Here is a 13596-nt window from a genome sequence, read left to right as displayed (position 1 = left end):
CGAACACCCTGACGGGTGTCGGGGTGCGCTCGTTCTCCCAAACCTCATCACAATCCACGTCTAAGGTCTCTCTGAGCAGGTTGGCGAGTTGCATTGGACACTTCTCGCCACCACCTGCTCGTTCCTCAAACTCTCATCTAGACAGTGCCTCTATCGGTCAATAACCACGAGTAACGAATGATCTGTTTCTGGGAAGTTGAACTGGGTCCAGAGAGCCCTTCTGTGACACGCTACGACCCCGTTACGACGACCGACAGTTCGTCCCTGCCCCGATAGTAACAATTGCAACGATTCACACACCGCTCACAGACAGACCCGGGGACCGGGCCGTTACGTCCGGTCTCCGGGAGACTATCGTGAGTAGGTGTGCAATGACGTTCAGTGGCTACTATAGCAATCGAACAAACCGGTCAGTATCCTAACGTTCTTTACGGATGATTGCGTACCTAATGAATGCGCACGAAAGTGCGCCGAGCCGGAGCCCAAGCGTCCAACAAGCACTCCGGCTCAACGATCCGCCCCCGCGTAGCGGGAGCAATCCATCATTGACGTTGGCGAAATAAAGACCTGCCGACGTCCCGCCGGACCAGAAGCGACTGCATTCGGTTTCCTTGCTGGGTTGCGTTCCGTCGCGTCGGGGCCTGTAGACGGAGAACGCTATGGCCTCGAGAATCACCATCCACTGCGAGTGCGGAACCGACCTCCGCGCGACGACGACCGACGGGCCGGTCACCTGCCCCGACTGCGAGTCGACGTTCGCCGCGAGAATCATCCAGCTTCCCGACGATCACGATGCATCCAGCTATTTCCACGGTACTCACACGTGTCGCGGCCCGTGAGGACCGTGACGTCACGGCGCTCCCGCCGCTGTACGAGGTCGTCGACCCCGGCGCTCTGGCCGCCGTCCTCGACGCTCCTGCGGACGTCACCGTCCGCTTTGCGTACGCTGGCTACCTGATCGTGATCGACACCGGGCCGCTCGAGGTGGAGGTGATCGACGAGGATCGGTGACGGCTCTCGAATACCGCCGCCTCGCATCTTCGAACACCACTCTGGACCGTGCCTGAATCGGGAAGGGGTACGAACGGAGTCATATTCACGAGAACCGTCAGACGCTTTCACTCCGCCCCGGAACGGGCCGGCTTTTTCACGACGCCCGTGGACGTCGTACGTCACCGTGGTCGTCGGAGACGTCGCCGCACTCGTCGCCGGAACCCTCGCCCTCTGGATCGGCGCTCGCCTGCTCGTGACCGGTGCCTCGAGACTCGCGGGTGCGGCCGGCGTCTCGCCGCTGGTGATCGGACTCACCGTGGTCGCATTCGGGACGTCCGCGCCGGAGATCGTCGTCTCGACGGGAGCCGCACTCGACGGTCGTGGAACCCTCTCGATCGGCAACGTCGTCGGCTCGAACGTGTTCGACCTCCTCGGCGTGCTCGGAATCGCCGCCGTCATCCGACCGACTGACGTCGGTCCCGTCGTCGGCTTCGCGCTGGCGTGGCTCGCCGTCCTGACCGCGTTCGCGGCGATGGTTCTCGCGACCGGGCAGCGTGTGACGTGACTCGAGGAGACCGCGTTGCTGGTAGCCGACGCGGGCTACTGGATCGCGAGCGCCGCGGTCTGAACCCGGAGAGGACACCCAGCGGTCGCGGAACGCGGTAACACGAACGTTAGCGGGCTCCTATTACTCCTCGACACGTACGACGTGTATGAACATGCTCGTCGACGGCGAGTGGCGAACCGACGCGTACGAATCGACCGACGACGACGGCGCGTTCGAGCGGGGCGAGACGACGTTTCGCGACTGGATCGAGAACGACCCCGACGCGACGTTCCAGCCCGAAGCCGGTCGGTATCACCTGTACGTCTCCTACGCCTGTCCGTGGGCCCACCGAACGCTCGTCGTTCGGGCGCTGAAGGGACTCGAGGACGCGATTTCGGTGTCGGTCGTCGATCCCTACCGCGGCGAGGACGGCTGGCAGTTCACTCCCGAGAAGGGGGGTTGTACCCGCGATCGCGTTCACGACGCGGACTACCTCAGAGAGCTGTACGTGCGTGCCGATCCGGACGCGACCTGTCGGGTAACGGTGCCCGTCCTCTGGGACACACGCGAGGAGACGATCGTCAACAACGAATCCAGAGAGATCATGCGGATGCTCGACACCGAGTTCGACGACGTCGCGACCCAGGACGTCGACCTCTATCCCGAGGGGTATCGCGACGAAGTCGACCGAATCATCGACGAGATCTACGAACCGATCAACAACGGCGTCTACCGGGCCGGGTTCGCGACCGAGCAAGAGCCGTACGACGAGGCGATCGACGACCTCTTCGAGGCGCTCGAGCACTGGGACTCGGTACTCGGCGAGCAGCGATACCTCGCCGGCGATCGGCTCACGGAAGCCGACGTCGCTATGTTCACGACGCTCGTTCGGTTCGACAACGTCTATCACACGCACTTCATGTGTAACGTCCAGTACATCCGCGAGTACGACAACCTCTGGCCGTACCTGCGCGATCTGTATCAGACGGGCGTTCCCGTCCGAGGGGAGACGACGTCCGGCGTCGCCGGGACGGTGAACATGAGCCACATCAAGGAACACTACTACACGACCCACCCGGACGTCACCCCCAACCGAATCGTCGCTCGAGGCCCCGACCTCGAGTTCGACGCGCCCCACGACCGGGACGAACTGCCGGGCGATCCGCCGTCGGATCTCGTCCCAGTCGGTGCGGATTGACGCGAACGGTTCGTACGTCGCGGATCACTCATACGGATTACTGTAACTGTTTACCGGCGCACCCGTCGCCCGGGTCGCGGGTGCGCCGACAATGACTTACAGTAAACCGTATCACTTCGGGACTCGATTATTGCTCCGTTCTCGCTCGAGGTCGACGCCGTCGGAGAATCTCGATCCTTGCGATATCTCGCGATCCGTGGGCCGAAACGGGAGGCGAGTGACTGTTGTGAGGTAAAACAAACGAGGAGAGTCAAACGGTTCGGTTCGGTCGACTGAGTCTAGTCGTCTTCGGCGTCGTCGTCCGTCTCCGGTTCGGGCGCCGACGGCCGCAACCGGTCCGGGTCGGTTCGCCACGTTTCGTATCTGGACTCGACCTCGTCGCCCGCGACGAACGCCCGCCAGAAGATCCACGCGAGGACGATGATCGGAAGGACCGGCAGTATGACGATCGCGATAATCGCCGCCATCACGTACCCGAACGCGGACATCTGGATGTTCGGGACGTAGCCGGTCGATTCGGATACCTTGGTCGACATATGAGTGGGTACGAACGTCCCGATATTCGGTCTTTCGATACCAGGAGTCGCGATCGAAACCGTCTGTTGGCCAACTGACAGTAGATTTCTCGCCGATTCTGCTTTCTGGTCGATCACTCAGTTTCGAGTCCCGACCGGCTATTTTCGCCGTCCTCGAGCACCGACTCGGCGTCGTCCTGCGGTCGGTAGCCGAGTTCGAGCATCGTCTCCGACAGCGAGAGGAACCGCTCGGAGTTGGCGGAAATGCCGTGTGCGGTCGCGGGCGTTCGCTCGAGCGTGGTGGACGTGGCCGCTTCGATCAGTCGTCGACAGTCTTCGGGGCTGAGCCACATCGCGCGGGCGAACCGTTCGCCGGGGCCGTCCCGGTCGGCACACTCCTGGCGGAGTTCCTCGCGCGTGAGCAGCCAACCGATCCGGAGATTGACGACGTCCAGACCGTGACGTTTCGCGTAGTAGGTGCCGAGCGCCTCGCCGAAGACCTTCGTCACGCCGTAGTAGGTGTCCGGATCGGGCGGCTCGTCGGGCCGAACGACGTCGGGACGACCGACCGTCGACTCGGGGCGGATCGGCGAGACGGTGTTCGCCATGTTGACCGCGTGATTCGAACTCGCAAAGACCACCCGCTCGAGGTCGTTTTCCACGGCGGCGGCGTAGACGTTGTACAGCCCCTCCACGTTCGGTCCCGAGACGGCGTCCCACTCCGCGCGGGGGTCCGGGTTGGCCGCCAGATGGATCAACACGTCCTGTCCCTCGAGCGCGTCGAAGACCGCCTCGCGGTCCGTTATCTCGATCGGCGTCGTCTCGAGGTCCTCGGTTTCGCTGTGCGAGAAGAGCGTAAGGCTCATCCCCCCGGCCGAAAGCGCCTCGATCGCTTCCCTGCCGACCGCCCCCGATGCGCCCGTGATTGCGACGTTCGTCATAGGCGAGTGACACCGACCGGCCGGAAATAGGTCGGGCCAGCGCCTTCTTGCCCGCTCGAGTGCGGGCGGGTGAATCAGTGTGGAGTCCACCGACACAGGCATGTTCTCCCGTCACGTGAAGTGTTACCATGAGACAGGTAGAGGTGTTCGAGGAAATCGACGCACCGCCCGACGTCGTCTGGGACGTCCTCCTCGAGTTCGACAGCTACCCGGAGTGGAACCCTTTCGTCCGGCGGATCGAGGGAGTTCCGAAGGAGGGTGAGCGACTTCGGGTTCGAATCGAGCCGCCCGACTCCCGTCCTATCACGTTTCGGCCGACGGTCGTCGCCGCCGAGGAGAACCGCCGACTCGCCTGGCTGGGCCGGGTCCTCGTTCCGTTCGCCTTCGACGGCTACCACGAGTTCCGACTCGAGCCGATCGACGGCGGCGATCGGACCCGTCTGCTCCACCGGGAGACGTTCCGTGGGGCACTCGTCCCGCTCCTGTTCGATGCCAGGCGAATCGAGCGCGGGTTCACGGCGATGAACCGGGCCATCAAAGACCGCGCGGAAAACCGGGTTCGCGTGGCAGGGTGAGCCGGACGAACTCGGTTTTCACGTTGCAAGGTGAGCCGGGTGAAAGCGACGGCGAACCCGTTCGATTCTCGCCCCGCCGAACGGCTACACCAGTTCCGGAAGCCCCTCGAGTGAGTCGATCTCGTAGTGGGGCTCGGGGTCGGCCGGAAGGTCGTACCCGACCCGGTGTTTCCGTCGGATGAACGCCGAGTGCACCCCGGCCGCGTCGGCCGCCAGAACGTCGACGCGGCTATCGCCCACGTACAGCGGGTTCGTCGCACCCAGATCGTCGATCGCACGCTCGAGGTAGTGTGGCGTCGGCTTCTTGCGTTCGATCCCCTCGATCGAGGGCTCACGTCCGTACCAGACCTCGAACCCCTCGAGATCACAGCGCTCGAGGATGTTCCGAATCGTCTCGTGCTGGTTGTTGCTCACGATCGCCGTCGGAACCGAGAGTGCCTCGAGCGAGGACACGTCGTCGTAGACGCCCTTCCGTCCGGCCTCGAGTTCCGCGAGTTGGGCCTCGATCGCGGCCCGTTCGCGAGCGTGCCAGAGCCCCTCCGGATCGACGCCGTGATAGTCCGCAATGTGGCGAACCGAGTCGGGGTCCGGGCTGACGAGCGTCCGAACGTGGTCCGCCGGCGGTTCCGTCACGCCGACGTTCGCGAACGCCTCGCCGATCGCCTTGAGCAACACGTCCCGGTCCGTCGGCGTCGTCAACACCCCGTCGTTGTCGAAGATCACCGCATCGTAGCGCGTGTCCATCGGTTCTCGAGACGAACCATTCCATCGACCCTACCTGAGTGTGACGGATTCGCCGGCTCACTACCCCTTTCGGGACGAGACCAACGGGTAGCCGAACGTCGTGGCAACGAAATCGTCCGGGGGTTCAAGTACGGGCGGGCGACCAGAGCCGGTTATGTCCGACGAGATCGGCGTCCGGTTCCGTTCGACTGTCGATGCGAAGCAAGCGCGAGCGTGACCACCATGGGACACAGAGCACTCGTCGCCTACCGGCGACCCGACCGTCTGTTCGACGTCCGCTACAGCCACTGGGGCGGGGAAAACCTCTCTTTGGCCGAACGGATCACCGACGAAACGCCGCTGGCCGAGGGTGCCGTCGAAACCGAACTCCTCACGGGACCGATCGCCCGCGATCGGGTGCTAACTGACCTGCTCGATCCCTGCGTTCACGAAGCGCTGTACATGGTTTCACCCGTCGACGACTACGCCGTCGAGGTGTACCGCGTCTGCTGGCTCGAGTGGGGAGACGGCCGCGACGAAGGACGCGGCGCGATCGTCAGGGCCGATCCCGACCGCGACGGAGAGATCCGTGCCTGGTTTCGAGCCGTCAAGACGACGCTGGGCGATACGATCGAGATGGGGGCGCTCTCGCGGCGGGCGGCACAGGCCTACCTCGAGTCGCGAGTGTGTGAGGACGAACGCGGGATCGTCTACACCTACCGCAACAGGACTGACGACACCGACTCCACGTACGCACCTCGGCCGGATACCTGGCTCGAGGACGACGACCAATGAGGGCCGGGCGAACGCACCGATCACCGCCTGAGCCTGCCGATGTCACGTCAGCGCTTCGGTCACACGCGAAACCCCAACCTCCACTGTCCTCCCCCGTCACTCGCTCCATCGCGCGTCCGCGAGCGTTCGCTGGACGACGTCGTTCCCGACGGCTTCCGCGAGCGTCTCGAAGCCGACGCGCTCGCTCCGATCGTTCGCGTTCGCAACCAGTCGCGAGACGATGAACTCGGGCGTCGACCGCCCGACTGTACCGAACCGCGGCTGGTAGTCGACGAGCAACTCGAGGTCCGGATTCAATCCCTCGGCGAAGATGCCGTCGATTCGCGCCGCCGCCGGCAACGGCTCCAGATCGTCCGCGAGGTGAGTGACGAAGACGCCGAGGGCCTCGCGGTCGACGGTGAGCGTGACCAGTCCGTGCAAGAGATCGGCAGCACTCCCCGGTTCGGTGATCGCCTCGAACTCGTCGACGAGCATCAGCGTCCGTCCGCCCGAGGACAGCGGGGGCACGACCGAACGCAGCGTCGACTCGAGGACGCCCGCGTTGAAACTCGCGTGACGGCGGTGAAAGACCAGCGAGTCGACGGGCGTTACTTCCGCCCGCTCGGCTGGGACCGGAAGCCCCATCGTCGCGAGCAACACGACCTGGCACAGCGTCTCGAGCAGCGTCGTCTTCCCGCCGCTGTTCGCACCCGTGAGGACGGCTACGCGCTCGTCGCCCGGAACCGAGCCGACGTCTTCGGGAACGTCGGTGACGTCATGATTTCCTAACGCGTACGTGACCGGTTGGACCGCCTCTTCGTCGCGGGTGGCAAGCGAGAGGTTTCGCGCGTCGACGACCGAAACCGTGGCCCGCTCGCCGTCGACGAACGTCGGACGGGTACAGTCGTACTCGAGAGCAAATCGGGCGAGCGAAAGCTGCAGGGCGATGTCGTCGACTGCCTCGACCGCCCGGTCTACGGCGTCACGTGATTCCTCGAGAGCGTCCTCGAGGTCGGACGCGACGGCCGCTTCTCGCTCGTCGATCGCCGCCGTGAGGTCGCTGCGAAGCGACCGCAACGTCCCGCCCACGAAGTCGGTCGCGTCGGCCGCGTCGGTCACCATCGCATCCCGAACCCGGTCGATCGTCACGTCCGTCTCGGTCACCAGTCGGTCCTCGAACGCCTCGCGGAACTGGTCGACGTCGCGGACGCCGTCCGATCGAAGCTCGTCGATCACCTCGAGTGCGTTCGCGTCCATGTCCTCGACGGTCCCGAGCGTCCGCCGGAGGCGATCGAGTTCGTCGTCGGCACCCGTTGCCACCCGATCGCCGTCGAACGCGGCGAGGGCGTTTGCGGCCTCCTCGAGTCGATCACTATCGAGGTCGGCGATCGATTCGAACGGGCCGGAGTCGACGCCAGCCTCGAGCAGCGCGAGGGCGGCCCGAACGGCGGCGAGTTCGCTGCCGTCGCGTTCGTCGTACCGGTCGTAGGCGTCGAGGACCGCCGTTCGGTCGTCCTCGGGGAGTTCACGCCAGGCGTCCCGTGCGGCGACGACGTCGTCGAGTCGTCGGTTCATCGCGTCGCGACTCACAAGCGGCGTGAGCACGCGGATGCGATCGGCCGCGCGCTGGGTCACCGCGTGTTCGACGGCCAGATCGAGCAGTTCCTTGTACGCCGATCGCGCGTCGCTCGTTGCCAGGGTCTCCATGCCGTCGCCGCCGGTCGCCCGACGCAGAATGCGGGTCGCTCGACCCCGTGCGAGTCCGGCGTCGGCGAGCGCGCGAACGTCGCCGCTCTCGATCGCCTGGATCGCACGTTCCCTGCCCATCTCCTCGATCAACGTCTCCCGCGTCTTCGGGCCGACCCCCCAGTACTCCTCGAGTCGCATACGAAAGGTCTACGAGCCGATACTCTTGAACACTGTGTCATTCTTCGGAGGCGACGGTCGGCCCGGAACGGCTACGACCCGCTCGGAACGGCAACGATCCGCTCTGAATGGCCACAATAGGCACGAACGTGCATATCATATAGAGTTGAAACGGGGAGAGAAAGCACAAACACGGGGATTTTTATCGGCTCGAAGCCGTACTGACTTCCATGACTGATGGGCGGGGCGAGACTCCCCGGCGAACAGGAATGACCGAAAAGTGCGGCGTCGTCGGCGTCTCACTTGCCGGTCGGGACGCGGCACGACCGTTGTACTACGCACTCTACGCGCTCCAGCACCGCGGCCAGGAGTCGGCGGGGATCGTCACTCACGACGGCTTCCAGCAACACAGCCACGTCGAAATGGGGCTGGTCGGCGACGCCTTCGGTGAGGGTGACCTCGACGTCCTCAACGGGACCTCCGGAATCGGCCACGTCCGGTACCCGACCGCCGGATCGGTCGACTCGAGCTGTGCCCAGCCGTTTTCCGTCTCGTTCAAAAGCGGCTCGCTCGGGCTGAGCCACAATGGAAACCTCGTCAACGCCGACGAAATTCGTGACGAACTCGCGGCCGTCGGCCACGCTTTCACAAGCGACGGTGATACGGAGGTCATCGCCCACGACCTCGCACGAAACCTGCTCGAGGAAGATCTCGTCCGAGCGGTCAAACGAACGATGCGTCGCGTTCACGGCTCGTACTCGCTTACGATCTGTCACGACGATACGATCCTTGGCGTCCGGGATCCGCAAGGCAACAGGCCGCTGTGCATCGGAAAGCTGGAAGACGGCTACATTCTCGCCTCCGAGTCGGCCGCGATCGATACGCTCGACGGCGAACTCGTCCGCGACGTCGAACCGGGAGAGATGATCGTCCTCGAGGAGGACGGACAGGGGTTCGACTCGTACCAGCTCGTCGAGAGCGAACACACGGCCCACTGCTTTTTCGAGCACGTCTACTTCGCCCGCCCGGACAGCATCATCGACGGGACGCTCGTCTACGAGGCGCGGCGAAACCTCGGTCGGAAGCTCTGGGAGGAAAGCGGGGTCGACACGGACGTCGTGATGCCGGTTCCCGACTCCGGGCGGGCGTTTGCCTCCGGCTATGCGGACGCCGCGAGCGAAACGACGGCCGACGGAGAACCACGTGCAGAGGGAGACGACGGCGTCGAGTTTGCCGAGGGACTGATGAAGAACCGATACGTCGGTCGGACGTTCATCATGCCGACGCAGGACGAACGTGAGCGAGCGGTTCGGCTCAAACTCAATCCGATCAAATCGACGGTCGAGGGGAAGACCGTCACCCTCATCGACGACTCGATCGTCCGTGGAACGACCTCGACGCAACTCGTCGGATTGCTCAAAGATTGCGGTGCCAAAGAGGTCCACATGCGCATCGGCGCGCCGGAGATCGTCGCCCCCTGCTACATGGGGATCGATATGGCCACGCGCGAAGAGTTGATCGCCTCGGACAAAACCGTCGCGGAAATCCGGGACGCAATCGACGCGGATAGTCTCTCTTATCTCTCGACTGACGCCGTCGCCGAGGTCCTCGGGAAAGAGCGGATCGACCTCTGTCTGGGCTGTGTGACCGGTCAATACCCCTACGACATCGAGGGCGAGGAGACCGACCGCGACGTGAGCCGCCCCGAACTCGGCGAACGGCCGGTGTTCGCCGACGACTAACGGGACTGACTCTGCGGATTGCTGTCACTGCGTACCGGAGCGACCGGGTGCCGTCCCGCGGTCTTCGGTAACGACTTGCAGTAAACCGTATCAGACGATCTGCCGTGAGTCTTTACTGGTCGATAACCTGCCGTTTTGCGACCGACCGGCAATCACCCATCCCAGACCGTATCAGTCGTTTTCGGCTCGACACCGACCGATCTACGATTTTCCCGGCATACAGCGGTACCAGTCCGTGTGGAACTCCGGTCGAACCTGTCGGTTTTCGCATCCTCGACGTTTTACATCTGCGCCCAGAACCGTACGTCATGACGAGAGAGGGCGAACGGGAAGACAAACCGATCGACATCCTGCTGGTCGAACCGAACCCGGGGGACACCCGTCTCTTTACGGAGTCGTTCGACGACGCGAAGCTCACGAACAACGTCCACACCGTTTCCGACGGCGACGCCGCCCTCGAGTTCCTCCATCGGCGCGGCGAGTACACCGACGAGTCACACCCGGATCTCGTCCTCCTCGAGCCCCAGTTACCTGGGAAAGACGGCATGGACATCCTCTCGGAGATGAACGACGAACCGGTGCTCCGTGACATCCCCGTCGTCATCCTCACGAGTTCAGATGTCGGAGAACAGATCGTCAAATCCCACGGCCTCGAGGCTGACCACTACGTGCAAAAGCCGGTCGAGCCCGAGGACTTCCTCGAATTCGTCCAGGAGATCGAGGATTTCTGGCTCTCTATCGTCCAGCAACCGGCGAGCGACACCTAATACGGGCCGGGATTCGACACGCGGCCGTCTCTGTTCGCGTCGGAACCGGATGCAGGAAGTTAAGTAACAGGCACACCGACGAGTAGGCATGAGTCTGGGACAGCGCGTCTCGAGCGACCACCAACTCGCGCGGCTCCTCCAGATCGGGGTCGTCCTCGAGGAAGTCGTCGAGTCACGCGCCGCCCACCACCTCGAGTCGCTCCCGCCCGAAAAGCGGGAGGCAGTCGACGAGGAGGTGCGGGAGTTGCTCGTCGAAGCCGCTGAAGAGTCGGCCGACCACCGCGAGCGACTCGAGGCGCTTATCGCCGACCTCGACGCCGAAACCGTCGCCTACGAGGAGATCAACGCGTTAGTAGACGCCCAGTACGGTCCGCCGGAAGACACCGACGGCGTCCTCTACGATCAACTGTGTAACGAGGAGACGGCGTACAAATTCTACGACGACCTGATCGACGCGATCGAAGCCTCCGATGCCGAATACGCGCTCGATCGAGATCGACTGCTCGAGACGCTCTCCGAGATCCGCGAGGAGGAAAAAGAGGGAGTCGAAGAGGTAACCGAGATCATGGAGCATCGGGCATGATCGGGGCACAGCTCGAGACGAACACGGAGACCGACGGAGGAACGCGATGAACACCGCAGATCAGTATCTCAAAGCGATCTATCTCGCACAGCGGATGGAAGACGGACCGGCGTCGACCGGAACGCTCGCGGACATACTCGAGGTGAGCCCGGCAAGCGTCAACGAGATGATCGGGAAACTCGAAGAGCGCGGACTCGTCGACCACGAGAAGTACAAGGGAGCCAGCCTGACTGACGAAGGTCTAGAGCGTGCCCACGACGCATTACAGACGTACTGTATCATCGAGCGATTTCTCACGAACGTCCTCGAGGTCGAGGAGTTTCGCGCCGAGGCACGAACCCTCGAGAGCGTCATCGACGACACCGTCGCGGACCGTCTCGACACGATCATCGACCGACCCGAGGAGTGTCCCGACTGTTTCGATCCGGAACGAGACTGTTGTGAGCGTCTCGAGGTCTGCGGGCCAGCGAACTGAGACGGGCTGTCGTCCGTCACTGCCGTGCGAGCGCGACCGGCCCAGCAACTGGGTGGATCGCGGCCGACCGTCCGTTCGACGACGGGTTGTCACCGATCGCCGAACCGAACGTACCGTCTGCCGACAGCCGCCGCACCGGCGAGTGCAACGACGGTCACGAGACTCAGTCCGATCGGGAGACGCCAGGTCGCTCCCTCCCAGTCCGCCTCGAAGACCGTCGCGTAGTAGTCCGCCGCCGACTCGCCGTGGAGGACGACGAGGACCTCGCGGTTGTTCTCGAAGGCGTTGTCGTTCCAGTTGGCGCTCCCGACGACGGCCGCCTCGCCGTCGACGATGGCGCCCTTCGCGTGGATCTTTTCGAACCGGTCCGTCCTGTCGTCGACCAGTTTCGCCTCGAGCGGAAGGTCCTCGTCGGCGGCGGCACGCTCGAGGTCGGCGACCAGTTCCGCGTTCTCGTCTTCGTGATACCAGGTCGCGTCGAGCAGGATGCGGACGTCGACCCCGCGGCGAGCGGCCGCGAGGGTTTCCTCGAGGACCGAGCCGTCCGGGGCGATACTCGCCTGTTTGACGAGGATTTCGTCGTCGGCGTCGCCGAGCAGTTCCTCGAGCCGTCCCGCCGCGTTGTCCGGCGTCACCAGAAGTTCGGCGGAGTCGACCGGAACGGTTTCCGGCCCGTGATCCGTGGCGAACTCGACGTCCCGATCCTCGCCGTCGCCGTCGACGAACGTCGCGTTCGAGCGAAACGCCGCGCCCGTTTCGGTGTCCCACCCCTCGTAGTCGGCCCGGAACGTCTTCGCCAGCGCGTCCGCGAGTTCCGGATCCTCGAGACGGACGCCCCACCCCCGACTCGATTCGCCCCCGGTTCCAGACGGCCCCCAGTTCTCGCTCGTCACCAGCACCCGATCGTCAACCACTGCGTACTTCGCGTGATGGAATCGGTAGCGCGCACCCTCGCCGCCGACCGCTCGCACCCCGACGTCCCCGTCCTCGAGTCGGTCCAGAATCGGTTCCGTTTCGGCAGGCGTCCCGCCGACCGGTCCTGACTCGAGGAGGACCGCGACGTCGACTCCCCGACCGGCCGCGTCGACGAGCGCCTCGGCGACGGCCGGAGACGTGAGCGTGTAGGCCCCGAGAAGGAGCCTGTCGTCGGTCTCGCGGATCGTCTCGAGGGGCACTTCCGGCGAATCGGGAAGGACGAACGTCGTCGCTTCATCGACTGCGACCGTCGCAACGGAAAAACAGGTGCCGTCCCGCGGATGCCACCGCCCCTCCGCGGGATCGATCGACCCATCGTCGCCGCGGGCATCGGCTTCGAGTCGGTACCAGCGTTCCGCGGTCGGCGCGCTGTCGTAGGCGACCGCGTCGACCGTCTCGGTTCCGTTCCGGAGTTCGAGTTCGTCGCCGTCGACTGCGAGCCGGACGGTCCCCTCGAGTTCGAGAACCGGATACTCGGTCAACTCCGCCGTCGCGTCGGGATCGGTGCTGAGGGCTACCCGACCGGCCACGCTCTCGTTGGGAACCGTCGCGGTCGTGTGGCCGTCGGTGATCGTCCAGTTCGCCGGACGCGTCTCGGTCGGCGTCTCGAGGACGAGGTACTCGCCGACGTTTCCGTACGTAGTGGGATTCGGATAGAGTTCGACGATCCGCGGTTCGCTCGCCGGAGCACCCGTCCCGTCAACCGGAACCCACGTGGTATCTGAATCAGATCCCGCCTGCGGAGCGCACTCGAGTCCGTCTGTGACTGGGTCGGTACTCGTCGTCAGTTCGTCTCGGTCGGTGGCTGGCGCTCCGAGTGCAGTCGCGGAACCGACGGCCGACGCGAGAAGGAAGGCGCTAACGAGAGTCGTGACGAGGGCGATACGACGGGCAGTCATTGGTCGGACTGGCCGCCCGATCG

At 64.4% G+C, this 13596-nt stretch carries 15 protein-coding genes and 1 pseudogene; 10 read left to right on the top strand and 6 right to left on the bottom strand.

From position 1 onward, the window contains the following. A pseudogene (locus EA473_RS05980) lies at positions 1–94 on the bottom strand (IS6 family transposase); the annotation flags it as partial. A 565-nt stretch (positions 95–659) separates the two neighbouring features. On the opposite strand from EA473_RS05980, the gene EA473_RS05975 reads away from it, so the two are divergent. The 4 genes from EA473_RS05975 to EA473_RS05960 all read left to right on the top strand — a co-directional run bounded on the left by EA473_RS05975 (position 660) and on the right by EA473_RS05960 (position 2738). Beyond that, positions 660–839: a hypothetical protein gene (locus tag EA473_RS05975; RefSeq protein ID WP_124194746.1), complete on the top strand. Its 180-nt coding sequence runs from the start codon at positions 660–662 to the stop codon at positions 837–839. Next, positions 793–1011 (top strand): HalOD1 output domain-containing protein, encoded by a 219-nt coding sequence (locus tag EA473_RS05970; RefSeq protein ID WP_124194745.1) that lies wholly within the window; start codon positions 793–795, stop codon positions 1009–1011. Before EA473_RS05975 ends, EA473_RS05970 begins: the two co-directional genes overlap by 47 nt. 166 nt (positions 1012–1177) lie before the next feature. Further along, positions 1178–1558 (top strand): sodium:calcium antiporter, encoded by a 381-nt coding sequence (locus tag EA473_RS05965; protein ID WP_124194744.1) that lies wholly within the window; start codon positions 1178–1180, stop codon positions 1556–1558. A gap of 148 nt (positions 1559–1706) precedes the next feature. Then, positions 1707–2738 (top strand): glutathione S-transferase family protein, encoded by a 1032-nt coding sequence (locus tag EA473_RS05960; protein WP_124194743.1) that lies wholly within the window; start codon positions 1707–1709, stop codon positions 2736–2738. Positions 2739–3016: 278 nt separating this feature from the next. On the opposite strand, the gene EA473_RS05955 is transcribed toward EA473_RS05960, so the two are convergent. Next, positions 3017–3274 carry a DUF7535 family protein gene (locus tag EA473_RS05955; RefSeq protein WP_124194742.1) on the bottom strand — a complete coding sequence of 86 codons (258 nt, stop codon included), beginning with the start codon at positions 3272–3274 and terminating at the stop codon, positions 3017–3019. A 113-nt stretch (positions 3275–3387) separates the two neighbouring features. Further along, entirely contained in the window at positions 3388–4194 is an 807-nt protein-coding gene (locus EA473_RS05950; protein ID WP_124194741.1) for an NAD-dependent epimerase/dehydratase family protein, read from the bottom strand. Positions 4195–4322: 128 nt separating this feature from the next. Here EA473_RS05950 and EA473_RS05945 point away from each other — a divergent pair, with 128 nt between their 5' ends. After that, the gene (locus EA473_RS05945; RefSeq protein WP_124194740.1) at positions 4323–4769 is read left to right on the top strand and encodes an SRPBCC domain-containing protein; all 447 of its coding nucleotides are present in this window, start codon (positions 4323–4325) and stop codon (positions 4767–4769) included. Between the two features lie 84 nt (positions 4770–4853). Here the strand turns inward: EA473_RS05945 and EA473_RS05940 are convergent, their stop codons facing one another. Continuing rightward, the gene (locus tag EA473_RS05940) at positions 4854–5513 is read right to left on the bottom strand and encodes an HAD family hydrolase (RefSeq protein WP_124194739.1); all 660 of its coding nucleotides are present in this window, start codon (positions 5511–5513) and stop codon (positions 4854–4856) included. Between the two features lie 222 nt (positions 5514–5735). Between EA473_RS05940 and EA473_RS05935 the strand changes: the two genes are divergently transcribed. Further along, entirely contained in the window at positions 5736–6287 is a 552-nt protein-coding gene (locus EA473_RS05935) for a DUF6735 family protein (RefSeq protein ID WP_124194738.1), read from the top strand. A gap of 96 nt (positions 6288–6383) precedes the next feature. On the opposite strand, the gene EA473_RS05930 is transcribed toward EA473_RS05935, so the two are convergent. Beyond that, complete coding sequence (locus tag EA473_RS05930) at positions 6384–8153, bottom strand: MutS-related protein (RefSeq protein ID WP_124194737.1); 1770 nt, start codon at positions 8151–8153, stop codon at positions 6384–6386. 248 nt (positions 8154–8401) lie between these two features. Between EA473_RS05930 and purF the strand changes: the two genes are divergently transcribed. The 4 genes from purF to EA473_RS05910 all read left to right on the top strand — a co-directional run bounded on the left by purF (position 8402) and on the right by EA473_RS05910 (position 11699). Further along, positions 8402–9874, top strand: a complete 1473-nt coding sequence (gene purF, locus EA473_RS05925; protein WP_124194760.1) for an amidophosphoribosyltransferase — start codon at positions 8402–8404, stop codon at positions 9872–9874. Positions 9875–10182: 308 nt separating this feature from the next. After that, positions 10183–10641, top strand: coding sequence for a response regulator (locus EA473_RS05920; RefSeq protein WP_124194736.1), 459 nt, complete (start codon positions 10183–10185; stop codon positions 10639–10641). A gap of 88 nt (positions 10642–10729) precedes the next feature. Continuing rightward, positions 10730–11224 (top strand): ferritin-like domain-containing protein, encoded by a 495-nt coding sequence (locus tag EA473_RS05915; protein WP_124194735.1) that lies wholly within the window; start codon positions 10730–10732, stop codon positions 11222–11224. Positions 11225–11270: 46 nt separating this feature from the next. After that, a complete protein-coding gene (locus EA473_RS05910) occupies positions 11271–11699 on the top strand; it encodes a metal-dependent transcriptional regulator (protein WP_124194734.1) in 429 nt (142 codons plus the stop codon). Between the two features lie 89 nt (positions 11700–11788). Here the strand turns inward: EA473_RS05910 and EA473_RS05905 are convergent, their stop codons facing one another. Continuing rightward, positions 11789–13573: a phospholipase D-like domain-containing protein gene (locus tag EA473_RS05905; protein ID WP_124194733.1), complete on the bottom strand. Its 1785-nt coding sequence runs from the start codon at positions 13571–13573 to the stop codon at positions 11789–11791. Between the last annotated feature and the right edge of the window lie 23 nt (positions 13574–13596).

This window comes from Natrarchaeobius chitinivorans, assembly GCF_003841505.1.
GTDB lineage: Archaea > Halobacteriota > Halobacteria > Halobacteriales > Natrialbaceae > Natrarchaeobius > Natrarchaeobius chitinivorans.
This window is presented reverse-complemented; position numbering and strand designations above follow the sequence as displayed.

Excerpts from the sequence above, each read along its gene's own strand:
- EA473_RS05920 (WP_124194736.1), top strand. The coding sequence starts at position 10,183 with ATGACGAGAGAGGGCGAACGGGAAGACAAACCGATCGACATCCTGCTG.
- EA473_RS05935 (WP_124194738.1), top strand. The coding sequence starts at position 5,736 with ATGGGACACAGAGCACTCGTCGCCTACCGGCGACCCGACCGTCTGTTC.
- EA473_RS05960 (WP_124194743.1), top strand. The coding sequence starts at position 1,707 with ATGAACATGCTCGTCGACGGCGAGTGGCGAACCGACGCGTACGAATCG.
- EA473_RS05945 (WP_124194740.1), top strand. The coding sequence starts at position 4,323 with ATGAGACAGGTAGAGGTGTTCGAGGAAATCGACGCACCGCCCGACGTC.
- EA473_RS05970 (WP_124194745.1), top strand. The coding sequence starts at position 793 with ATGCATCCAGCTATTTCCACGGTACTCACACGTGTCGCGGCCCGTGAG.
- purF (WP_124194760.1), top strand. The coding sequence starts at position 8,402 with ATGACCGAAAAGTGCGGCGTCGTCGGCGTCTCACTTGCCGGTCGGGAC.
- EA473_RS05930 (WP_124194737.1), bottom strand. The coding sequence starts at position 8,153 with ATGCGACTCGAGGAGTACTGGGGGGTCGGCCCGAAGACGCGGGAGACG.
- EA473_RS05940 (WP_124194739.1), bottom strand. The coding sequence starts at position 5,513 with ATGGACACGCGCTACGATGCGGTGATCTTCGACAACGACGGGGTGTTG.
- EA473_RS05915 (WP_124194735.1), top strand. The coding sequence starts at position 10,730 with ATGAGTCTGGGACAGCGCGTCTCGAGCGACCACCAACTCGCGCGGCTC.
- EA473_RS05910 (WP_124194734.1), top strand. The coding sequence starts at position 11,271 with ATGAACACCGCAGATCAGTATCTCAAAGCGATCTATCTCGCACAGCGG.
- EA473_RS05905 (WP_124194733.1), bottom strand. The coding sequence starts at position 13,573 with ATGACTGCCCGTCGTATCGCCCTCGTCACGACTCTCGTTAGCGCCTTC.
- EA473_RS05950 (WP_124194741.1), bottom strand. The coding sequence starts at position 4,194 with ATGACGAACGTCGCAATCACGGGCGCATCGGGGGCGGTCGGCAGGGAA.
- EA473_RS05975 (WP_124194746.1), top strand. The coding sequence starts at position 660 with ATGGCCTCGAGAATCACCATCCACTGCGAGTGCGGAACCGACCTCCGC.
- EA473_RS05955 (WP_124194742.1), bottom strand. The coding sequence starts at position 3,274 with ATGTCGACCAAGGTATCCGAATCGACCGGCTACGTCCCGAACATCCAG.